Origin of the sequence: Kocuria sp. CPCC 205231 (assembly GCF_040980965.1) — a bacterium.
GTDB lineage: Bacteria > Actinomycetota > Actinomycetes > Actinomycetales > Micrococcaceae > Kocuria > Kocuria rosea.
Window position 1 is genome coordinate 1 of record NZ_JAVKPP010000008.1, and the last position, 16,963, is coordinate 16,963.

Below are 16,963 nucleotides of genomic sequence, written 5' to 3' on the forward strand. Positions count from 1 at the left end.
TACGAGCCGTGGACCTACGACTACGAGACCCTCACCAACGCCCCCGCCGGCACCGACTTCCCCGTCGCCCGCCCCAAGTCCCTGATCACGGGGAAGGACACCAAGATCGAGTGGTCCGCCAACTGGGACGACAACCTCGGCGGCGTCACCGAGGCCGGCCACCTGGACCCGATCGTGGAGAAGGTGCGCCGCGAGTCCGAGGACAGGATCAAGTTCGAGTTCGAGCAGACGTTCGCGTTCTACCTCCCGCGCATCTGCGAGCACTGCCTGAACCCGTCCTGCATGGCCTCCTGTCCCTCCGGCGCGATCTACAAGCGCACCGAGGACGGGATCGTGCTGGTGGACCAGGACCGCTGCCGCGGCTGGCGGCAGTGCGTCACCGGCTGCCCGTACAAGAAGATCTACTACAACCACAAGTCCGGCAAGGCCGAGAAGTGCACGTTCTGCTATCCCCGGATCGAGGTGGGAATCCCCACGGTCTGCGCGGAGACGTGCGTCGGCCGGCTGCGCTACATCGGCATCTTCCTGTACGACGCGGACCGGGTCACCGAGGCCGCCGCGACCCCGGACGAACAAGACCTCTACGAGGCCCAGCTGGACCTGATGCTCGACCCGCACGACCCGGGGGTGGTCGCCGCGGCCCGCGCCGAGGGCATCCCCGAGGACTGGCTCGACGCCGCGCGCCGGTCCCCCGTCTACACCCTGGCCAAGGAGCTGCGGGTGGCGCTGCCGCTGCACCCGGAGTACCGGACGATGCCGATGGTCTGGTACGTCCCGCCGCTGTCCCCGGTGGTGGACCTGCTCAAGGACCAGGGGCACGACGGCGAGGACGCGGGCAACCTGTTCGGCGCCATCGACTCGCTGCGCATCCCGGTGGAGTACCTCGCCGAGCTGTTCACGGCCGGGGACACGCAGATCGTCACGGACGTGCTGCGCAAGCTCGCGGCCATGCGCTCCTACATGCGGGACATCGCCCTCGGGGACGCCCCGGACGAGTCGATCGCCGAGGGCGTCGGGATGACCGGCTCCGAGATCCAGAAGATGTACCGGCTCATGGCCATCGCCAAGTACGACGAGCGCTACGTCATCCCCTCCGCCCATCTGGAGGACGCCCACAACCTCGAGGAGATCGGCTGCTCCCTCGACGTGGACGGCGGGCCCGGGATGGGCCAGACCGGCGTCTTCGGCGAGGCCTCCGGGCGCCCCACGCCCGTGGCCGTGGAGAACTTCAACGCCCTGCGGGCGCGACAGACCGGCGAGTCCGCCACCTCGGAGCAGCAGATGGCCGGGCGCGTGAACCTGCTCAACTGGGACGGCCGAGGGGCGCCCGCGGGGCTGTTCCCGCCGCGCTCCGAGGACGGGGACCGGCCGTGAGCCTGCTGGAGAGGCTGCTGGGCAAGGCCGGCAGGGGAACTCTCGACCCCGGGCGCTGCACGGACCGGCACCCGCGGCGCAGCGCGGTGGCCCGGCAGGCCGCCGCCGTGCTGCTCGGCTATCCCGACCACGAGCTCCTGGTCATGCTGCCCGTCCTGCGGGAAGCCCTCGAGGAGGTGGGCGCGCCCGTGCCCGAGGACCTCCTCGACTGGCTGCGCGCCCGCCCGCTCGACCGGGTGCAGGCCGACTACGTCCAGGAGTTCGACCTCTCCCGGCGGCACAGCCTGCACCTGACCTACTGGACCGACGGGGACACCCGGCGGCGGGGCGAGGCGCTCGCCGCCTTCAAGGAGGTCTACCGCTCCCACGGCGCGCAGCTGGACGGGGCCGAGCTGCCGGACTTCCTGCCGCTCGTGCTCGAGTTCGCCGCGAAGGTCTCCCCTGAGGACGGCTACGAGCTGCTCCAGCGCTACCGGCCGTCCCTCGAGCTGCTGCGGCTGGCGCTGCGCGACGACGGCCTGCCGTACCACGGCGTCGTCGCCCTCGTGTGCTTCACCCTGCCCGGGGTCTCCCCGGAGGACCGGGACGCCGCCCTGCGGATGGCCGGCTACGGTCCGCCCACGGAGTCCGTGGGCCTCGACCCGTACGACCCCCGGCTGCTGCCCGTCACCGAAAGGAACAGCGCATGACCGCCACCGCCGCGAGCCTGCTCGCGCCCGGGACCTCCCTCCCCCTCGAGGCGGCGGCCCCGGCCGCCGCCTCCGTGGGGGTCGGCGACATCCTGCTCTGGGGCGTGCTGCCCTACGTCGTGCTGGCGGTCGTGATCGGCGGCACCGTCTGGCGGTACCGGTACGACCAGTTCGGGTGGACCACCCGGTCCTCGCAGCTCTACGAGTCCCGCATCCTGCGCATCGCCTCCCCGCTGTTCCACTTCGGCATCCTCGCCGTGCTCGCGGGCCACGTCATGGGTCTGATCATCCCGAAGACCTGGACCGAGGCCGTGGGGGTCACCGAGGGGATGTACCACTTCCTGGCCCTGAGCATCGGGCTCGTGGCCGGCGTGGGCACGCTGCTCGGGATCATCATGCTCATCTGGCGCCGGCGCACCACCGGACCCGTGTTCATGGCGACCACCAAGAACGACAAGTTCATGTACGTCATGCTCGTGGCCGCGCTGCTCACGGGGCTGGGCACCACCCTCATCTCGGTGTTCGACCACTCCGTGCCCGACTACCGCCAGACGGTCTCCCCGTGGTTCCGCTCGATCTGGATCCTGCAGCCGGACGTCGCCGCGATGACGGCCGCCGGGATCTCCTTCAAGGTGCACGCCCTGTGGGCCATGGGGCTCTTCGCCGTCTGGCCGTTCACCCGCCTGGTGCACGCGTTCACCGCCCCCGTGCACTACCTGTTCCGGCCGTACATCGTCTACCGCTCCCGGGACCACCGGTCCACAGGGTCCGTGCCGGTGCGCCGCGGCTGGGACCCCGTCGGGACCCAGGACCGGGACAGGAGCGCCCACCGCAACCGCGCCGGCACCCGCCGCTGACCAGCCCCATCTGCGAGGACCGCCATGTCATCTTCGTCGTCGTCCGCCGCCTCCCCGGGCACCGCGGCCCCGGACCTGCGCTCCGGCCAGCTGCGGAACCTGCTCCTCGCCACGCTGGCGTCCACCGCGGGCTTCTGGGCCTGGACCATCGTGGGCCCGCTGTCCAGGCGCTACGCGGAGCAGATGGAGCTCAGCTCCTCGCAGACCGCGCTGCTCGTGGCGATGCCGATCTTCGTCGGCTCCATCGCCCGGGTGCCCGTCGGCGCCCTGACGGACCGCTTCGGCGGGCGGGTGATGTTCACGGCGATCCTCGCCCTGACCGCCCCGCTGGTGCTGCTCACCGCCCTCGTGGGCCAGCTGGGCAGCTTCGGGCTCCTGCTGGTCGTCGCGTTCTTCCTCGGCATCGCCGGCACGGTCTTCGCCATCGGCATCCCGTTCTGCTCCGCGTGGTACGAGTCCCACCGCAAGGGCTTCGCCACCGGCGTGTTCGGCGCGGGCATGGCCGGCACCGCGGTCTCCGCGTTCGTCACCCCGCGCCTGGTCGCGGGCATCGGGTACCTGGGCGCCCACGCGGTCATCGCCGCGATCGTCGCGGCCATGGCCGTGGTCTGCTGGCTCGGGCTGCGCGAGTCCCCGGTCCGCGCCGGCGCCGTGCCGCAGCCGGTGCTGCCCCGGATCAGGCACGCCTTCACCCTGCGGGTGACCTGGCAGCTGTGCTTCCTCTACGGCGTGGTCTTCGGCGCGTTCGTGGCGTTCTCCAACTACCTGCCCACCTACCTGAACACCGTCTACGGCTTCGACGCCACCGCGGCCGGGACCCGCACCGCCGGCTTCGCCCTCGCCGCGGTGGTCGCCCGCCCGGTCGGCGGGATCCTCGCCGACCGCCTCGGCCCGAAGATCGTCACGATCACCTCGCTCGTCGGCACGGCGGTCCTCGCGATGGTCGTGGCGCTGCAGCCGATCCAGGAGGTGGCCTACGGCGCCACGTTCCTGGCCATGGCGGTGTTCCTCGGCCTGGGCACCGGCGGCGTGTTCGGGTGGGTGGGACGCGCCGCCCCGGCGAAGGACGTGGGCACGATCGGCGGCATCATCGCGGCCGCCGGCGGCCTGGGCGGCTACTTCCCGCCGCTCGTGATGGGCGCCACCTACGACGCCGAGAACAACAGCTACTTCGTGGGGCTGACCCTGCTGGCCGTGTTCGCGGTGGCCGCCCTGGTGCTCACCTTCACCGTGCGCAACGGGGGCAAGGACGACGAGCGGGCCCGGACCTGACCGCCGTCCGGGCGCCGGACGCGCGGCCCGGACCGCAGCCGGCGGTCAGCTCGGGAGCGGGGCGGCCCGGCGGAGGAGCACGTCCCGGCGCAGGCTCACTCGTCGGGGGAGCGCCGCACCCCCGACAGCGGGGTGCGCCACACCTCCGGGTCCGCGACCGGGAACCGGCGGCCGGTCACGAGGGACGGCACGACCCGGACGAAGATGCCCTTGCGCCCCGCCTGCCACGGGAACAGCGGGAGGTCGAGGGTGTCCGTGAGCTCCTGGACCTGCTGGATGCGCTCGGCGCGGCCCTTGACCACCACGCTCCACGCCTTCCCGGCGGGCTCGTCGTACCCGTCGATCTCCACCGCCACGGGGACGTCGGTGAGGGCACCGGCGACCTTCGTCCCCTCGGCCGAGCGGAAGACGAGGGTCCCGTGGTCCACCACGAAGTTGATCGGGAAGATGTCCGGGTGGTCCTCCACCCACACGGCGAGGCGGCCGACGCCCGCGTCCCGGAGCAGGTCCCAGCAGCTGTTGACCGCCAGCTCCTCCACGTGGTTGCCGTGCGTGTCCGTCATCGTGTCCTCCGTCGTCGTCGTCCGGCCCTCGGGCCGTGTCCTGGTCCTGCCCCGGTCGTTCTCCCGGGGCCTGCACGGCCGGTCACTCGAAGTCGGCGAGCCAGAGGTCCGGGCCGAACACCTCGTACTGGATGTCCCGGGGCGGGACACCGCGGGCGACGAGCGCGCTGCGCACGGCCTGCATGAAGGGGAGCGGCCCGCACAGGTAGTACTGCGCGTCGTGCGGCAGCTCCACGGCGCGCAGGTCCATGAACCCCTCGTACTCGTTCTCGGCGCGCTCGCCGGCCGCCCGCGGCTGCTCGAACCAGGCCTTCAGGGAGCCGTCCTCCAGGGCGGCGAGGTCCTCCTCGATCTGCCCGCGCAGCGCGAACGTCTCCGGGGAGGCGTCCGCGTGCAGGAACTGCACGGTGCGCTGGGAGCCGTCCTTCACCAGGTGCGAGAGCATGCCCGCCATCGGCGTGACGCCGATGCCCGCGCTGGCCAGCACCAGCGGCCGGTCCGAGTACTCCAGGACCACGTCGCCGGAGGGCACCGAGAGCACCACCTCGTCCCCCACCTGCACCGTCTCGTGCAGGAGGGTGGACATCTCGCCGGCCGGCGTGCCGTTGCCGCGCACCCGCTTCACCGCGAAGCGCCGGTGCTGTCCGTCGTCGGCGCGGGTCAGGCTGTACTGCCGGGGCTGCAGCACGCCGTCGGGCATCTCCATCCTGAGGGTCACGTACTGGCCGGGCAGGGACCGCTTCACCTCCCGCTCGTCGACGCGCTCCACCACGAAGGTCGTGACGTCCTCGGTCTCCGGGATCTTCTCGACCACCCGCCAGGTCCGCCAGACGGTCTCGGGGGAGAGCCGGACCGCCTCGTAGAGGCCGCGCTCCTGGTTGATGAGCACGTTGGCCATCAGCCAGTAGACCTCGTCCCAGGCCGCGGCGACCTCCGGGGTCACGGCGTCGCCCAGGACGTCCACGATGGCCCACATGAGGTTGTCGTGCACGATCTGGTACTGGTCCGGGTGCAGCCCCAGGGACACGTGCTTGTGCGCGATGCGGGACAGCAGGTGGTCCGGGAGCTCGGTCGGCTTGTTCACCAGGTAGCCGGCGAAGGCGGCCACGGACCCGGCCAGCGCCTGCTGCTGCCGGCCGTCCGCCTGGTTGCCGCGGTTGAACAGCCCGTCCAGCAGCTCGGGGTGCTCGCCGAACATGTGCGCGTAGAAGCGCCGGGCGATCTCCTGGATGTTCTCCCCGACCACGGGCAGCGTGGCCTTGACGACGGGGTACGAGGTGTCTGACAGCACGGTGGCTCCTTCCGAGTGCCGGCGGCGTCGACGGCGCTCTGGTCGCGTTCCGTCAAGCTAGCACCGCGCCCCGGTACGGGACCAGACATGACGCGGCGGTGCGCGGCACGGGGGTGGGCCAGAATGGGAGGGACGCACCATCCGGGAGAGCCGAAGGGGACCGAACCGACATGACCGAGCAGCAGCAGAGCCTCACGCACGTCCGGGCGGACGGGTCCGCGCACATGGTGGACGTCTCCGACAAGGCCGTGACCACCCGCGAGGCCACCGCGACGGCCACGCTGCGCACCCGCCCCGACGTCGTCGAGCAGGTCTTCGCCGCGGACCTCCCCAAGGGGGACGCCCTGCCGGTGGCCCGGGTGGCCGGCATCATGGCGGCCAAGCGGACCCCGGAGCTCGTCCCGCTGTGCCACCCGCTGCCGATCAGCAAGGTGACCGTGGACTTCGAGCGGCTGGCGGACGGCGTGCGGATCACCGCGACGGTGCGCACGCGCGGGGTGACCGGCGTGGAGATGGAGGCGCTGACCGCGGCCTCGGTGGCCGCCCTGACCCTCTACGACATGATCAAGGCCGTGGACAAGCTGGCCGAGATCGACCGGGTCAGGGTGCTCGCGAAGTCCGGCGGCAAGTCCGGGGACTGGGCGCGGACCGACGGGGACGCCGCATGAGGAGCGCCGCCGTCATCGTCGCCTCCACCCGCGCCGCCGCCGGGGTCTACCAGGACCGGAGCGGGCGGATCGCCGCCGACTGGTTCGGCTCCCACGGCTTCGAGGTCGAAGGTCCGTTCGTGGTGGCCGACGGCGAGGACGTGCGCGCCGAGCTGGAGCGGCTGCTCGTGACCCGGGCCCCCGCGGACCGCCCCCGGGTGGTCGTCACCAGCGGCGGGACCGGCCTCGGCCCGGACGACCTCACCCCCGAGATGACCCGGCCCTTCCTCGACCGCGAGCTGCCCGGCATCATGGAGGCACTGTGGGCGGAGGGCCGGAGGACCACCCCCCTGGCGGTGCTCAGCCGCGGGCACGCCGGGGTCAGCGGCGCCACCTTCGTGGTCAACCTCCCCGGCTCCACCGGCGGGGTCTGGGACGGGCTGAAGGTCCTCGAGCCGATCCTCGACCACGTCTGCGACCAGCTCGAGGGCCACCGCGACCGCGGGCACGACGGCCCCCGCCACGACCCCCGACCGCACGAGGAGACCGACCGATGAGCACACCAGGACCGATCCAGGCGGAGACCGCCGTGGTCGGCGCCTTCGTCACCGAGGAGCCCCTGGACCACGCCCGGGCCGTCGAGGCCGTGCAGGACGAGCGCACCGGCGCCGTGGTCTCCTTCAGCGGTGTCATCCGCGACCACGACGGCGGCCGCCCCGTCACCAGCCTCGACTACACCTGCCACCCCGGCGCGGACCGGGCCGTCCAGGACGTGGCCCGCCGGGTCGCCGAGGAGTTCCCCGGGGTGCGGATCTGGGCCGCCCACCGGGTCGGCCACCTGCGCGTGGGGGACTCCGCCCTGGAGGCCGCCGTGGCCGCCGCCCACCGCAAGCTCGCCTTCGCCGCCTGCGACGCGCTCGTGGACCGGATCAAGACCGAGGTGCCCATCTGGAAGGAGCAGCGGTTCGCGGACGGCTCCACCGAGTGGGTCGGACTGGACGCCTGAGCGCCGTGGACCTCTCCCCGCTCGTCGAGCCGGCCGCGGAGCTCACCGACGCCGAGCTGCGCCGCTACGCCCGCCACCTGACCGTCCCCGAGATCGGCGAGGAGGGCCAGCGGCGGCTCAAGAACGCCCGGGTGCTGTGCGTGGGCGCGGGCGGCCTCGGCTCCCCGGCCCTGCTCTACCTCGCCGCCGCGGGCGTCGGGACCCTCGGTGTCGTCGACGACGACGACGTGGACGCCTCCAACCTGCAGCGCCAGGTGATCCACGGCGAGGGGACCCTCGGGGCGCCCAAGACCGCCTCGGCCGCCGCGCGGATCGCCGACCTCAACCCGCTGGTGCGCGTCGTGGAGCACCGCGAGCGGCTCACCGCGGAGAGTGCGGAGGAGGTCCTCGCCGGGTACGACCTCGTCCTGGACGGCACGGACAACTTCGAGACCCGCTACCTCGTCTCCGACGCGTGCGAGCTGGCCGGTGTCCCGCACGTGTGGGGCTCGATCCTGCGCTTCGACGGCCAGTACTCGGTGTTCTGGGGCGCGCACGGGCCCACCTACCGCGACCTCTACCCCGTGCCCCCGGCGCCGGGCACGGTGCCGAACTGCGCCGAGGCCGGGGTGCTCGGCGTGCTGCCGGGACTGCTGGGCACCGCCATGGCGGTCGAGGCCGTCAAGCTGGTCACCGGGATCGGCACCACGATGCTCGGCCGGGTCGCCACCTACGACGCCCTCTCGGCGCGCTGGTGGGAGATCCCGCTGGCGCCGACGCCGGGCCGCGCGCCCGTGACCACCCTGACGGCGGCCGGCGGGGCCGCCCCCGCCTGCCCGGCGCCCGGCCCGCAGCCGGGAGGCGTCCCCACCGTGACGGCCCCCGAGCTCGCGGAGCTGCTGGCGGCCCGGGAGCGCGGCGCCGCGGACTTCGAGCTCGTCGACGTCCGGGAGCCCTACGAGGCCCGGCTCGCGGCGATCCCCGGGGCACGGCTGCTCCCGCTGGACCAGTTCGAGTCCGGGGAGGCCCTCGCCCGGATCGCCCCGGGCCGCCGGGTGCTGCTGCACTGCAAGGCCGGGGCGCGCTCCGAACGGGCCCTGCACCTCCTGCGCGCCGCGGGCCGCACCGACGTCGCGCACCTCGAGGGCGGGGTGCTGGCGTGGATCGAGCAGGTGGACCCGTCCCAGCAGGCCTACTGACCCGGTCCGCCGAGGCCCGCTCGCGGGTCCTCGCCGGAGCGCTGCGGAGGGGGGCGCGAGCGGGCCCGGCGGGCAGGACGTAGGCTGATCGTCTCCCTGCCGCCGACCGATGGACACCGCATGCCCCCGCCGCACCCCCGACCCGCCGCCGGCCCCGGACGCGCCGAGGAGGCCGCGGCGGCCCTGCGCGCCGGCACCCCGGGCGCCCTGGACCAGGCCCTGGGCGTGGCCCGGGCGCTCGGCGAGGAGCTCCCCCTGCCCGGCGCCGGCCGCACCGGACAGCTGTGGCGGCGGCTCGCCGAGCTCGCCCGGCTTGACCTGTCCCTCGCCCGCGTGGTCGAGCCGCACCTGGACGCCCTCGCGATCCTGCACCAGGCGGGACTCGAGGAGCTCGCCGGTCCGCCCGCCGCCTGGGGCGTCTGGGCCGCCGAGGCCCCCGGTCACGAGCTCGTGGCCCGCCACGGGACCGGCGGGTGGGAGCTCACGGGCACCAAGGCGTGGTGCTCGCTCGCCGCGCACCTCGACCGGGCCGTGGTCACCGCGAGCACCGGCGGAGGCCGCCGCCGGGCCTTCGCCGTGGACCTCGCCCACCCCGGGGTCGTCCCCGGGAGCACCGAGGACTGGCGGCCGGCCGGGCTGCGGGACGTGCCGACCGGCGCCGTGCGGTGCACGGCGGTGCCGGCCGTGCCGGTCGGCGAGGACGGGTGGTACCTGGAGCGCCCCGGCTTCGCCTGGGGCGGGATCGGCGTGGCCGCGTGCTGGTACGGCGGCGCGGCCGGGGTGGCCGACGTCCTGTGGGGAGACGCCGTGCGGCGCCGGGCCCCGGACGTGCGGCCGCTGGACCAGGTGGGGCACGCGGCGCTCGGCGTCGTCGACACCCTCCTGCACTCCGCCCGCACGGCCCTGCGCTCGGCGGCGGAGCAGGTCGACGCCGGCCGGGCCGGCGGGGAGCGCGGCGCGGTCCTGGCCCTGCGCACCCGCCGCGTCGTCGCCCGGTCGGCGGAGGCCGTGACCGCGGAGGTCTCGGCCGCCACCGGGCCGGGCCCGCTCACCGGCGCGCCCGAGCACGTCCGCCGGGTGAGCGCCCTGCAGGTGTACGTCCGGCAGGAGCACGCGCAGCGGGACGCCGCGGCACTGGGCCGGGCCCTGCTCGAGGGCGCGGCGGGGGACCGCCCGTGGTGACGTTCGACCACCGGGACCCCGGCACCCCCGAGGCGGTGTGGGCGCGGGCGCCGCGCCTGCACGCCGCGCGCCCGCTCGAGCTCGACGGGATCGACCGCCTCGTGGTCCTCGCCGCCCACCCGGACGACGAGAGCCTCGGCGCGGGCGGCCTGATCTCCCTCGCGGCCCGGGCGGGCGCCCGGGTGCGGGTGGTCGTGGCGACCCTGGGCGAGCAGTCGCACCCGCGCTCGCCGACCCGGACCCCCGCCGACCTCGCCCGGGTGCGCCGGGCCGAGGCCGCCGCCGCCACGGACCGGCTCGCCGACGGCGTGGTCCCCGAGCTCCTGGGGCTGCCCGACGGGGCCCTGGCATCGGCGGGGGAGGCGCTGCGCGCCCCCGTGGCCGAGGCCGCGGCGTGGGCCGCCGCGGGGCGGCGTGGCGTGCTGGCCGCCCCGTGGGGCGACGACGGGCACGTCGACCACGAGGTGCTGGGCCGGGCCGCCCGGGCGGCCGCCTCCGTCCACGGCGTCGAGTGTCTCGAGTACCCCGTCTGGCTGTGGCACTGGGGCGGGCCCGAGGACCTGCCCCCGCACGGGATCCGGGTCCTCGCCCTGGACGCCCCCGCGTGCGCGGCCAAGGAGCAGGCCCTGGCCGCGCACGCCTCGCAGGTCCTGCCGCTGTCCCCGGCCCCGGGCGACGAGGCCCTCCTGGGCCCCCACGTGCTGGCCCGGTTCCGCCGCCCGGCCGAGCACTTCTTCGTGCTCCCGCCCGCAGGGCAGGCCCCGGACGCCGCCGCCGTGTTCGACGACGTCCACCGCGGCGCCGAGGACCCCTGGGACGTCGACTCATCCTGGTACGAGCGGCGCAAGCGCGCCGTGACCCTCGCCGCGCTGCCGCGCCCCCGGTACCGCCGGGTCCTGGAGGCGGGGTGCTCCCTCGGCGCCCTCACCGCCGAGCTCGCGGACCGGGCGGAGTCCGTGCTGGCCGTGGACGCGAGCGGGGTGGCGGTCGAGCGCGCCCGGCAGCGGCTGGCGGAGCTCCCCGGCGTGCAGGTGGAGCAGCGCAGGCTGCCCGGGCAGTGGCCGCCCGGGCGGTTCGACCTCGTGGTGGTCTCCGAGACCGGCTACTTCCTCGACGCCGCGCAGCTGGGCGGGCTCCTCGACCGCGTGGCCGGGTCCCTCGAGCCGGACGGCCACCTCCTGCTGTGCCACTGGCGCCACCCGATCGAGGGCTGGCCCCTCGACGGGGCCGACGTGCACGCCGCCGTGCACGCGGACGCCCGCTTCGGGCCCCTGCTGCGCCACACGGAGCGCGACTTCCTGCTGGAGGTCTTCGAGCCCGTGGGGCCGCGGACCGCCGGCGCGGGCACGTGCTGACCGGGGTGGAGCGGGTGGTCGTGGTGGTGCCGGTCCGGAACGAGGAGCGGCTGCTCGGCCGGTGCCTGGCCACGGTGCAGCACGCCGCCGCCCGGGCGCGGGCGGCCCGGCCCCCGGTGCGGGTGGACGTCGTCGTGGCCCTGGACCGCTGCACCGACGGCAGCGCCCGGATCGCGGCGGCGGCGGGGGTGGACGTCGTCGCCGGGTCCTGGGGCACCGCGGGGGCGGCCCGGGCCGCCGCGGTGGCCGCCGCGGGAGCCGCCGGGGCGCGCACCTGGATCGTGTCGACCGACGCCGACAGCGCGGTGCCCGCGCACTGGCTCACCGGCCACCTGGACGCCGCCGGGCGCGGGGCGGAGCTGCTCCTGGGCACCGTGGAGCCCGACCCCGGGGACCTGGCCGCGGGTCTCCTGGCGCGCTGGCACGCCCGGCACCGGCTGGAGGAGGGGCACCCCCACGTGCACGCGGCGAACCTGGGCGTGCGCGCCGACGTGTACGCCGCGTGCGGCGGCTTCCCGCCCCTGCCGCACGGCGAGGACGTCGTGCTGGCGGAGGCGGCGCGGGCGCGCGGGCACCGGGTGCTCGCCACGGACCGGGTGCGGGTGCTGACCTCGGGCCGGAGCACCGGCCGGGTCGACCGGGGCTTCGCCGGCTATCTGCGGGCGCTGGCGGGGGAGCCGCAGGGCCTCGGCGCGGGGCCGGGCTGAGCGCACGGGCCCGGGGCCCGGCTACGCGGGGAGCGGACAGCCCTGGCCAGGGACCGGCCCCGTCTGCCTACGGTGGGGCCGTACCGTTGCCGACGAGAGGAACCACCCGTGTCCGAGAACAGCCTGTCCGCCAGCCGCGTCATCGACGCCCCCGCCGACGCCATCTTCGACGTCCTCAGCCTGCCCTCGCGCCACCGGCAGATCGACGGCTCCGGCACGGTCGTCTCCGGCGACGACCAGCGCATCCAGAAGGTCGGCCAGGTGTTCGTGATGAACATGAACGGCGAGCACATGGGCGGCGACTACGTCATGGAGAACACCGTCTCCGGCTACGACGAGAACAAGCTCCTCGCCTGGAAGCCCAAGCCGCAGGGCGCCGAGCTGGAGGGCTGGGAGTGGATCTGGGAGCTCGAGCCCCAGGGCCCCGGCGCCACGCTGGTCACCGAGACCTACTCGTGGGAGCACGCGACCCCGGAGGCCAAGAAGGCCGTGTCCTTCCCGCTCTTCGAGGAGGGCGCCCTGGAGCACTCCCTCGAGCGGCTCGCGGCGGCCGTCTCCGAGAAGTGAGCACCTGAGCCGCCGAGACGGGACGGAGCCCGGTCACCCGTGGTGACCGGGCTCCGCCGTGCCCGCGGTCACCGCCGGCGGGCGGCGCGGACGGAGGCCGCCGCGGGATCGACCCACAGGATCTCCCACTGGTGGCCGTCGGGGTCCCGGAAGCAGCGCGAGCGCAGGAAGCCGTAGTCCTGGGCGTCGCCCTCGGTCCCGCCGGCGCGGACGGCGCGGTCGACGATGACGTCGATCTCGTCCGGGGAGTCGACGCTGAGCGCGTTGACCACGGAGGCGTCGGCCGGGGTGCCGGGGGTCCCGGGCCCCACCAGGCGCAGGTGGCGGTCCTCGCTCAGGACCATGACGTGCTCGTCCTCGCGGATCTCGACGGTCCCGGCGCCGGTGCCCTCGAACGCCGGGTGCAGCCGCCAGCCGAGACAGGAGTAGAACCGTTTCGATCGCTCCAGGTCCGAGACGGGAAGGGTGATGAAGTCTGTCGGTGCCATGGTGCTCCCCTTCGTGGTGCGGCGGGACCCGCCCTCAGCATGGCCCCGGACCGGCGGGGCCGCAACGGTGTGACGGGATCCTCGCCCGCATGTCAGGACGGCATCGGAACGGCATCGGAACCGCATCGGTGCGGAGCCGGAATGGGTGCGGGCGCCCCGGGGTTGGAACGGGCATGCGAGTCATCGGAGTCGAGACGTTCGGAGGGCCCGAGGTCCTCGCCGTCCACGAGGTGCCGGACCCCCACCCCGGCCCCCGAGAGGTCCGGATCCGGGTCAGGGCGGCCGCCGTCAGCCCCACGGACACCCTGCTGCGCGCGGGCGGTCAGCCCGTGGAGCACCTGCGGCCGCCGTACGTGCCGGGGATGGACGCGGCCGGGGTCGTCGACGAGGTGGGGGAGGGCAGCGCCTGGCGCGTGGGGGAGGCTGTCATGGCCATCGCCCTGCCGCGCGGGGAGCACGGGGGCGCCTACGCGGAGCTCCTGGTCGCCCCCGACGACTCGATCGCCCGCCTCCCGGCGGACACGGACTTCGCCACGGCCGCCACGCTGCCCATGAACGGGCTCACGGCCCTGCAGGTCCTCGAGGTGCTGGACCTCCAGCCCGAGCAGACCCTGGCCGTCACCGGGGCCGCCGGGACCCTCGGCAACTACGTGGTGGAGCTCGCCAAGCACGAGGGCCTCACCGTGATCGCGGACGCCGCGGAGCAGGATCTGGAGCTCGTCGACAGCCTCGGCGCCGACCACGTGGTGGCGCGCGGGGACGACGTCGCCGAGCGGGTCCGGGAGTTCTTCCCCGACGGGGTCGACGCCCTCGTGGACGCCGCCGTGCTGAACGAGAAGGCGGCCCCTGCCGTCCGGGACGGCGGAGGGTTCGCGACCGTGCGGCACTGGACGGGGGACCCGGGTCGGGGGATCACCGTGCACCGGATCAGCGTGCCCCAGGAGTACCACTCGGGCGCGAAGCTGGACCGGCTGCGCCGGTACGTGGAGGAGGGGGTGCTCTCCCTGCGCGTGGCCGCCGTCCTGCCCGCCGCGGACGCCGCCGAGGCGCACCGCCGGCTCGAGGCCGGGGGCGTGCGGGGGCGGCTCGTCCTCGAGTTCTGACCCGCCCCGGTCCCGGAAGCGGTCCTAGAAGTGCGAGCGGTACTGGTGGTCGATGCCGGCCTGGTCCACCTTCCGGTGGAAGCGCATCCCGGCCAGGCCGCCGAGGACCGCCGCGAGCAGCGGGATCAGGACGGCGACCACCAGGGCGATGATGCCGCCCGTGGTCAGGGCGCCCTCGCCGATGGGGATGCGGGGGAAGCTGTTGAGCTCGCGCAGCACGTTGAACTGCTCGCCCGCCACCGCGCCCAGGACCGCCAGGACGATCGCGATGAGGACCGCCCACACCCACACGGCGACCCCCTGCTTGGCGCCGTCGAACCGGGCCATCCGCCCGGCCACGTAGCCCCCGGCGAAGTAGGCGACGAAGAGGACCAGGGCCAGGGCGATGCCGCTGACGAGGCCCACGGTGCCGGCGTCCTGCGCCACCTGCTCCGCGATCTCGCCCGGGTCCGAGCTGGTCGCCACCCCCACGCCCGCGCCGATCGCACCGAGCAGGGCGGTGAGCAGCACGGCGATGCCCGTGGCGGTCATCCAGCCGAAGAACGCGGAGCCGAACTTCACGCCCCCGAACTCCCGCTTCTCCGCGGCGACCACCTCCTGCCGCCGCCCCCGCGGGGTGGAGGCGCCCGGCCGGTCCTTCCCGGGCTCCCGGGGATCCTCCGGGACGGTCGATCCTGACGGGTCCTGGTGTGCCATGACGCTCTCCTCGTCTCCGACCATCAGCTTGCTCAAGAGCTTCCTCTCCTCGGTCGCGGTCCGCAACGGCTCCGGCCGGGGGGTGTGCGCCGCGTCACCGCCGGGAATAGGCTGGTGCCCCCGGGCCGTCCCGCACGGCGGTCCGCGCTCTGCACGGAGGGAAGGCGACGACCATGGAGCACGCTCCCGACTTCGAACCCCGCACGGCCGTGGTGACCGGCTCCGATTCCGGCATCGGGCGTGCGACCGCCGTGGCGCTCGCGGCGGCCGGCATGGACGTGGGGATCACCTGGCACCGGGACGAGGAGGGCGCCGAGCGGACGGCGGAGGAGGTCCGGTCCTACGACCGCCGGGCCGTGGTGGCGCGGCTGGACACCACGGAGCTGGAGCGCTGCGGCGCCGTCGTCGACGGCCTCGTGGAGGGCCTGGGCGGCCTGGACGTGTTCGTGCACAACTCGGGCACGGGGGCGAACGTCCCGTTCCTGGAGACGTCCCTGGGCACGTGGCGCAAGGTGCTCGCCACCGATCTCGACGGCGCGTTCGTGTGCCTCCAGGCGGCGGCGCGGCATCTGGTGGCCGCCGGGCGGGGCGGGCGGCTGATCGCCGTCACGAGCGTCCACGAGCACGTGCCCCGGGTCGGCTCGAGCGCCTACGACGCCGCCAAGCACGGCCTCGGAGGACTCGTGAAGACCATCGCGCTCGAGCTGGGGGAGCACGGGATCACCGCGAACTCGGTGGCCCCGGGGGAGATCGCCACCCCCATGACGGGGCAGGAGGACGAGAACCCGAGGGCCGCCCACCGTCCCGGCGTGCCGCTGGGCCGGCCCGGGGACGCCCGCGAGGTCGCCGCGGTCATCGCGTTCCTCGCGTCCCCGGCCTCCGCCTACGTCACCGGGGCGTCCTGGGTCGTCGACGGCGGCATGGTGCAGATGGGACCGCAGGCGGGCTCGCACCTGACGAGCGACGAGTGGCGGAAGGGGTAGCCGCTCCCGCACGCACGCGGCCCCGGTCCCTCCGCGGGAGCGGAGCAGTGCCCGCCGGAGGGGCCCTCAGCGGTCGAAGTGGGTGGTGGCCGGGCCCTGTCCGACGGTCGCGACCAGCTCCGCGGCCAGGTCGCGCAGCTTGACGTTGCGGTGGCTGGAGGCGGACCGGAGGATGTCGAAGGCCTGCTCCTGGGTGCAGCGGTTCTGGCCCATGACGATGCCCACGGCGAGATCGATGGTGGTGCGCGAGGCCATGGCCGCCTTCAGGTCCGCCTCGGCGTCCCGGTGCTTCTCCATCCGCACGGCCAGGCGCAGCGCGCTGGAGGCGGAGGCCACCTCGCGCTGGATGACCTCGATCGTCGCCCGGTCGAACTTGTGCGGACGGTCGGCGTAGACGTCCAGGGCCGCCGAGGCCTCGCCGGCGAGGTCCAGGGGCACCCCCAGGGCGGAGAGGATGCCGTGGGCGGCGGCGGCCCGGCCGTACTCGGGCCACCGGGGATCGGAACGGGTGTCCGGGACGTGGACCAGCCGGTTCTCGCGGGACGCCGTGAGGCACGGCCCGTCGCCGTAGTGGTACTGGATCTCGTCCAGGGCCTCGGCCGCGGGGCTCGAGGAGGCCACGGTGGAGGACCGCTTCGGCCGGAGCAGGGTGACCGCGCACCACACCTCGTCCCCGTCGGTGGACAGGGCCTGGGCGATGCGGCCCGAGAGGGCGTCGAGGAAGGACGCGATGTCCTCGCTCTCGAGCAGCAGCTCGTGCGGGGACGCCCCCGCCGGGCCGCCCGTCTGGTGCTCCGTCATGGTTCTCCTCCGGTGCTCGCGGCAGGCACGCGGTCCCGGTTGCCCGGGGGCCGTGCCGTCGCGGTGTCTCCGACGTGTCAGGGTCCATCATGCCGTGTTCCCGGGCCGTCGGTCCCGGCCCCGGGCCGACCGGGACGGGAGACGGGGCCGGGCGGGCTTAGAGTGGGGGCCGCAACCTCCGCCTGCGTCCGCTCCGGCACGCAC

At 74.9% G+C, this 16,963-nt stretch carries 19 protein-coding genes; 14 read left to right on the plus strand and 5 right to left on the minus strand.

The genetic code is table 11. The features are described 5' to 3' along the window. From narH to RF640_RS09895, 4 genes are all read left to right on the plus strand, one after another. The coding region (narH, locus tag RF640_RS09880) for a nitrate reductase subunit beta (RefSeq protein WP_368827673.1) at positions 1-1,374 on the plus strand (1,374 nt) is incomplete at its 5' end. Continuing rightward, on the plus strand, positions 1,371-2,063 hold the full coding sequence (gene narJ / locus RF640_RS09885; RefSeq protein WP_368827675.1) for a nitrate reductase molybdenum cofactor assembly chaperone: 693 nt from the start codon (positions 1,371-1,373) through the stop codon (positions 2,061-2,063). The genes narH and narJ, both read left to right, overlap by 4 nt. Beyond that, a complete protein-coding gene (gene narI, locus RF640_RS09890; RefSeq protein ID WP_017832127.1) occupies positions 2,060-2,920 on the plus strand; it encodes a respiratory nitrate reductase subunit gamma in 861 nt (286 codons plus the stop codon). Before narJ ends, narI begins: the two co-directional genes overlap by 4 nt. 24 nt (positions 2,921-2,944) lie before the next feature. Beyond that, on the plus strand, positions 2,945-4,192 hold the full coding sequence (locus tag RF640_RS09895; protein WP_017832126.1) for an MFS transporter: 1,248 nt from the start codon (positions 2,945-2,947) through the stop codon (positions 4,190-4,192). 95 nt (positions 4,193-4,287) lie between these two features. Here the strand turns inward: RF640_RS09895 and RF640_RS09900 are convergent, their stop codons facing one another. Together RF640_RS09900 and RF640_RS09905 are read right to left on the minus strand one after the other, a co-directional pair. Further along, positions 4,288-4,755: a pyridoxamine 5'-phosphate oxidase family protein gene (locus RF640_RS09900; protein ID WP_017832125.1), complete on the minus strand. Its 468-nt coding sequence runs from the start codon at positions 4,753-4,755 to the stop codon at positions 4,288-4,290. 82 nt (positions 4,756-4,837) lie between these two features. Further along, positions 4,838-6,046 (minus strand): globin domain-containing protein, encoded by a 1,209-nt coding sequence (locus tag RF640_RS09905; protein ID WP_035925871.1) that lies wholly within the window; start codon positions 6,044-6,046, stop codon positions 4,838-4,840. A 170-nt stretch (positions 6,047-6,216) separates the two neighbouring features. Between RF640_RS09905 and moaC the strand changes: the two genes are divergently transcribed. The 8 genes from moaC (at position 6,217) to RF640_RS09945 (ending at position 12,688) form a co-directional block, all read left to right on the plus strand. Further along, positions 6,217-6,714, plus strand: coding sequence for a cyclic pyranopterin monophosphate synthase MoaC (gene moaC, locus RF640_RS09910; RefSeq protein WP_017832123.1), 498 nt, complete (start codon positions 6,217-6,219; stop codon positions 6,712-6,714). Further along, positions 6,711-7,250, plus strand: a complete 540-nt coding sequence (locus RF640_RS09915) for a MogA/MoaB family molybdenum cofactor biosynthesis protein (RefSeq protein ID WP_035925874.1) — start codon at positions 6,711-6,713, stop codon at positions 7,248-7,250. The genes moaC and RF640_RS09915 overlap by 4 nt, the downstream gene beginning before the upstream one ends. Beyond that, a complete protein-coding gene (locus RF640_RS09920) occupies positions 7,247-7,699 on the plus strand; it encodes a molybdenum cofactor biosynthesis protein MoaE (protein WP_035925876.1) in 453 nt (150 codons plus the stop codon). The genes RF640_RS09915 and RF640_RS09920 overlap by 4 nt, the downstream gene beginning before the upstream one ends. Positions 7,700-7,704: 5 nt before the next feature. Continuing rightward, on the plus strand, positions 7,705-8,877 hold the full coding sequence (gene moeB, locus RF640_RS09925; RefSeq protein WP_368827679.1) for a molybdopterin-synthase adenylyltransferase MoeB: 1,173 nt from the start codon (positions 7,705-7,707) through the stop codon (positions 8,875-8,877). 120 nt (positions 8,878-8,997) lie between these two features. Further along, on the plus strand, positions 8,998-10,059 hold the full coding sequence (locus RF640_RS09930; protein WP_368827681.1) for an acyl-CoA dehydrogenase family protein: 1,062 nt from the start codon (positions 8,998-9,000) through the stop codon (positions 10,057-10,059). Next, positions 10,056-11,414 carry a PIG-L family deacetylase gene (locus RF640_RS09935; protein ID WP_368827683.1) on the plus strand — a complete coding sequence of 453 codons (1,359 nt, stop codon included), beginning with the start codon at positions 10,056-10,058 and terminating at the stop codon, positions 11,412-11,414. The genes RF640_RS09930 and RF640_RS09935 overlap by 4 nt, the downstream gene beginning before the upstream one ends. After that, positions 11,408-12,121 (plus strand): glycosyltransferase, encoded by a 714-nt coding sequence (locus RF640_RS09940; RefSeq protein ID WP_368827685.1) that lies wholly within the window; start codon positions 11,408-11,410, stop codon positions 12,119-12,121. Before RF640_RS09935 ends, RF640_RS09940 begins: the two co-directional genes overlap by 7 nt. Before the next feature lie 108 nt (positions 12,122-12,229). Further along, on the plus strand, positions 12,230-12,688 hold the full coding sequence (locus RF640_RS09945; protein WP_017832116.1) for an SRPBCC family protein: 459 nt from the start codon (positions 12,230-12,232) through the stop codon (positions 12,686-12,688). Between the two features lie 68 nt (positions 12,689-12,756). On the opposite strand, the gene RF640_RS09950 is transcribed toward RF640_RS09945, so the two are convergent. Further along, on the minus strand, positions 12,757-13,176 hold the full coding sequence (locus RF640_RS09950; protein ID WP_035925887.1) for a VOC family protein: 420 nt from the start codon (positions 13,174-13,176) through the stop codon (positions 12,757-12,759). 173 nt (positions 13,177-13,349) lie between these two features. On the opposite strand from RF640_RS09950, the gene RF640_RS09955 reads away from it, so the two are divergent. Next, on the plus strand, positions 13,350-14,279 hold the full coding sequence (locus RF640_RS09955; RefSeq protein WP_368827687.1) for an NADP-dependent oxidoreductase: 930 nt from the start codon (positions 13,350-13,352) through the stop codon (positions 14,277-14,279). 24 nt (positions 14,280-14,303) lie between these two features. Here RF640_RS09955 and RF640_RS09960 read toward each other — a convergent pair whose 3' ends face one another. Then, the gene (locus tag RF640_RS09960; RefSeq protein ID WP_237740403.1) at positions 14,304-14,975 is read right to left on the minus strand and encodes a hypothetical protein; all 672 of its coding nucleotides are present in this window, start codon (positions 14,973-14,975) and stop codon (positions 14,304-14,306) included. 173 nt (positions 14,976-15,148) lie between these two features. On the opposite strand from RF640_RS09960, the gene RF640_RS09965 reads away from it, so the two are divergent. Further along, positions 15,149-15,958 (plus strand): SDR family oxidoreductase, encoded by an 810-nt coding sequence (locus RF640_RS09965; RefSeq protein WP_017832112.1) that lies wholly within the window; start codon positions 15,149-15,151, stop codon positions 15,956-15,958. Positions 15,959-16,024: 66 nt separating this feature from the next. Here RF640_RS09965 and RF640_RS09970 read toward each other — a convergent pair whose 3' ends face one another. Then, positions 16,025-16,759, minus strand: a complete 735-nt coding sequence (locus tag RF640_RS09970) for a GAF and ANTAR domain-containing protein (protein ID WP_017832111.1) — start codon at positions 16,757-16,759, stop codon at positions 16,025-16,027. Between the last annotated feature and the right edge of the window lie 204 nt (positions 16,760-16,963).

Coding starts and splice junctions, on each gene's coding strand:
- narI (WP_017832127.1), top strand. CDS start 2,060: ATGACCGCCACCGCCGCGAGCCTGCTCGCGCCCGGGACCTCCCTCCCC.
- RF640_RS09895 (WP_017832126.1), top strand. CDS start 2,945: ATGTCATCTTCGTCGTCGTCCGCCGCCTCCCCGGGCACCGCGGCCCCG.
- RF640_RS09900 (WP_017832125.1), bottom strand. CDS start 4,755: ATGACGGACACGCACGGCAACCACGTGGAGGAGCTGGCGGTCAACAGC.
- moaC (WP_017832123.1), top strand. CDS start 6,217: ATGACCGAGCAGCAGCAGAGCCTCACGCACGTCCGGGCGGACGGGTCC.
- RF640_RS09915 (WP_035925874.1), top strand. CDS start 6,711: ATGAGGAGCGCCGCCGTCATCGTCGCCTCCACCCGCGCCGCCGCCGGG.
- RF640_RS09920 (WP_035925876.1), top strand. CDS start 7,247: ATGAGCACACCAGGACCGATCCAGGCGGAGACCGCCGTGGTCGGCGCC.
- RF640_RS09930 (WP_368827681.1), top strand. CDS start 8,998: ATGCCCCCGCCGCACCCCCGACCCGCCGCCGGCCCCGGACGCGCCGAG.
- RF640_RS09950 (WP_035925887.1), bottom strand. CDS start 13,176: ATGGCACCGACAGACTTCATCACCCTTCCCGTCTCGGACCTGGAGCGA.
- RF640_RS09955 (WP_368827687.1), top strand. CDS start 13,350: ATGCGAGTCATCGGAGTCGAGACGTTCGGAGGGCCCGAGGTCCTCGCC.
- RF640_RS09960 (WP_237740403.1), bottom strand. CDS start 14,975: ATGGCACACCAGGACCCGTCAGGATCGACCGTCCCGGAGGATCCCCGG.
- RF640_RS09965 (WP_017832112.1), top strand. CDS start 15,149: ATGGAGCACGCTCCCGACTTCGAACCCCGCACGGCCGTGGTGACCGGC.
- RF640_RS09970 (WP_017832111.1), bottom strand. CDS start 16,759: ATGACGGAGCACCAGACGGGCGGCCCGGCGGGGGCGTCCCCGCACGAG.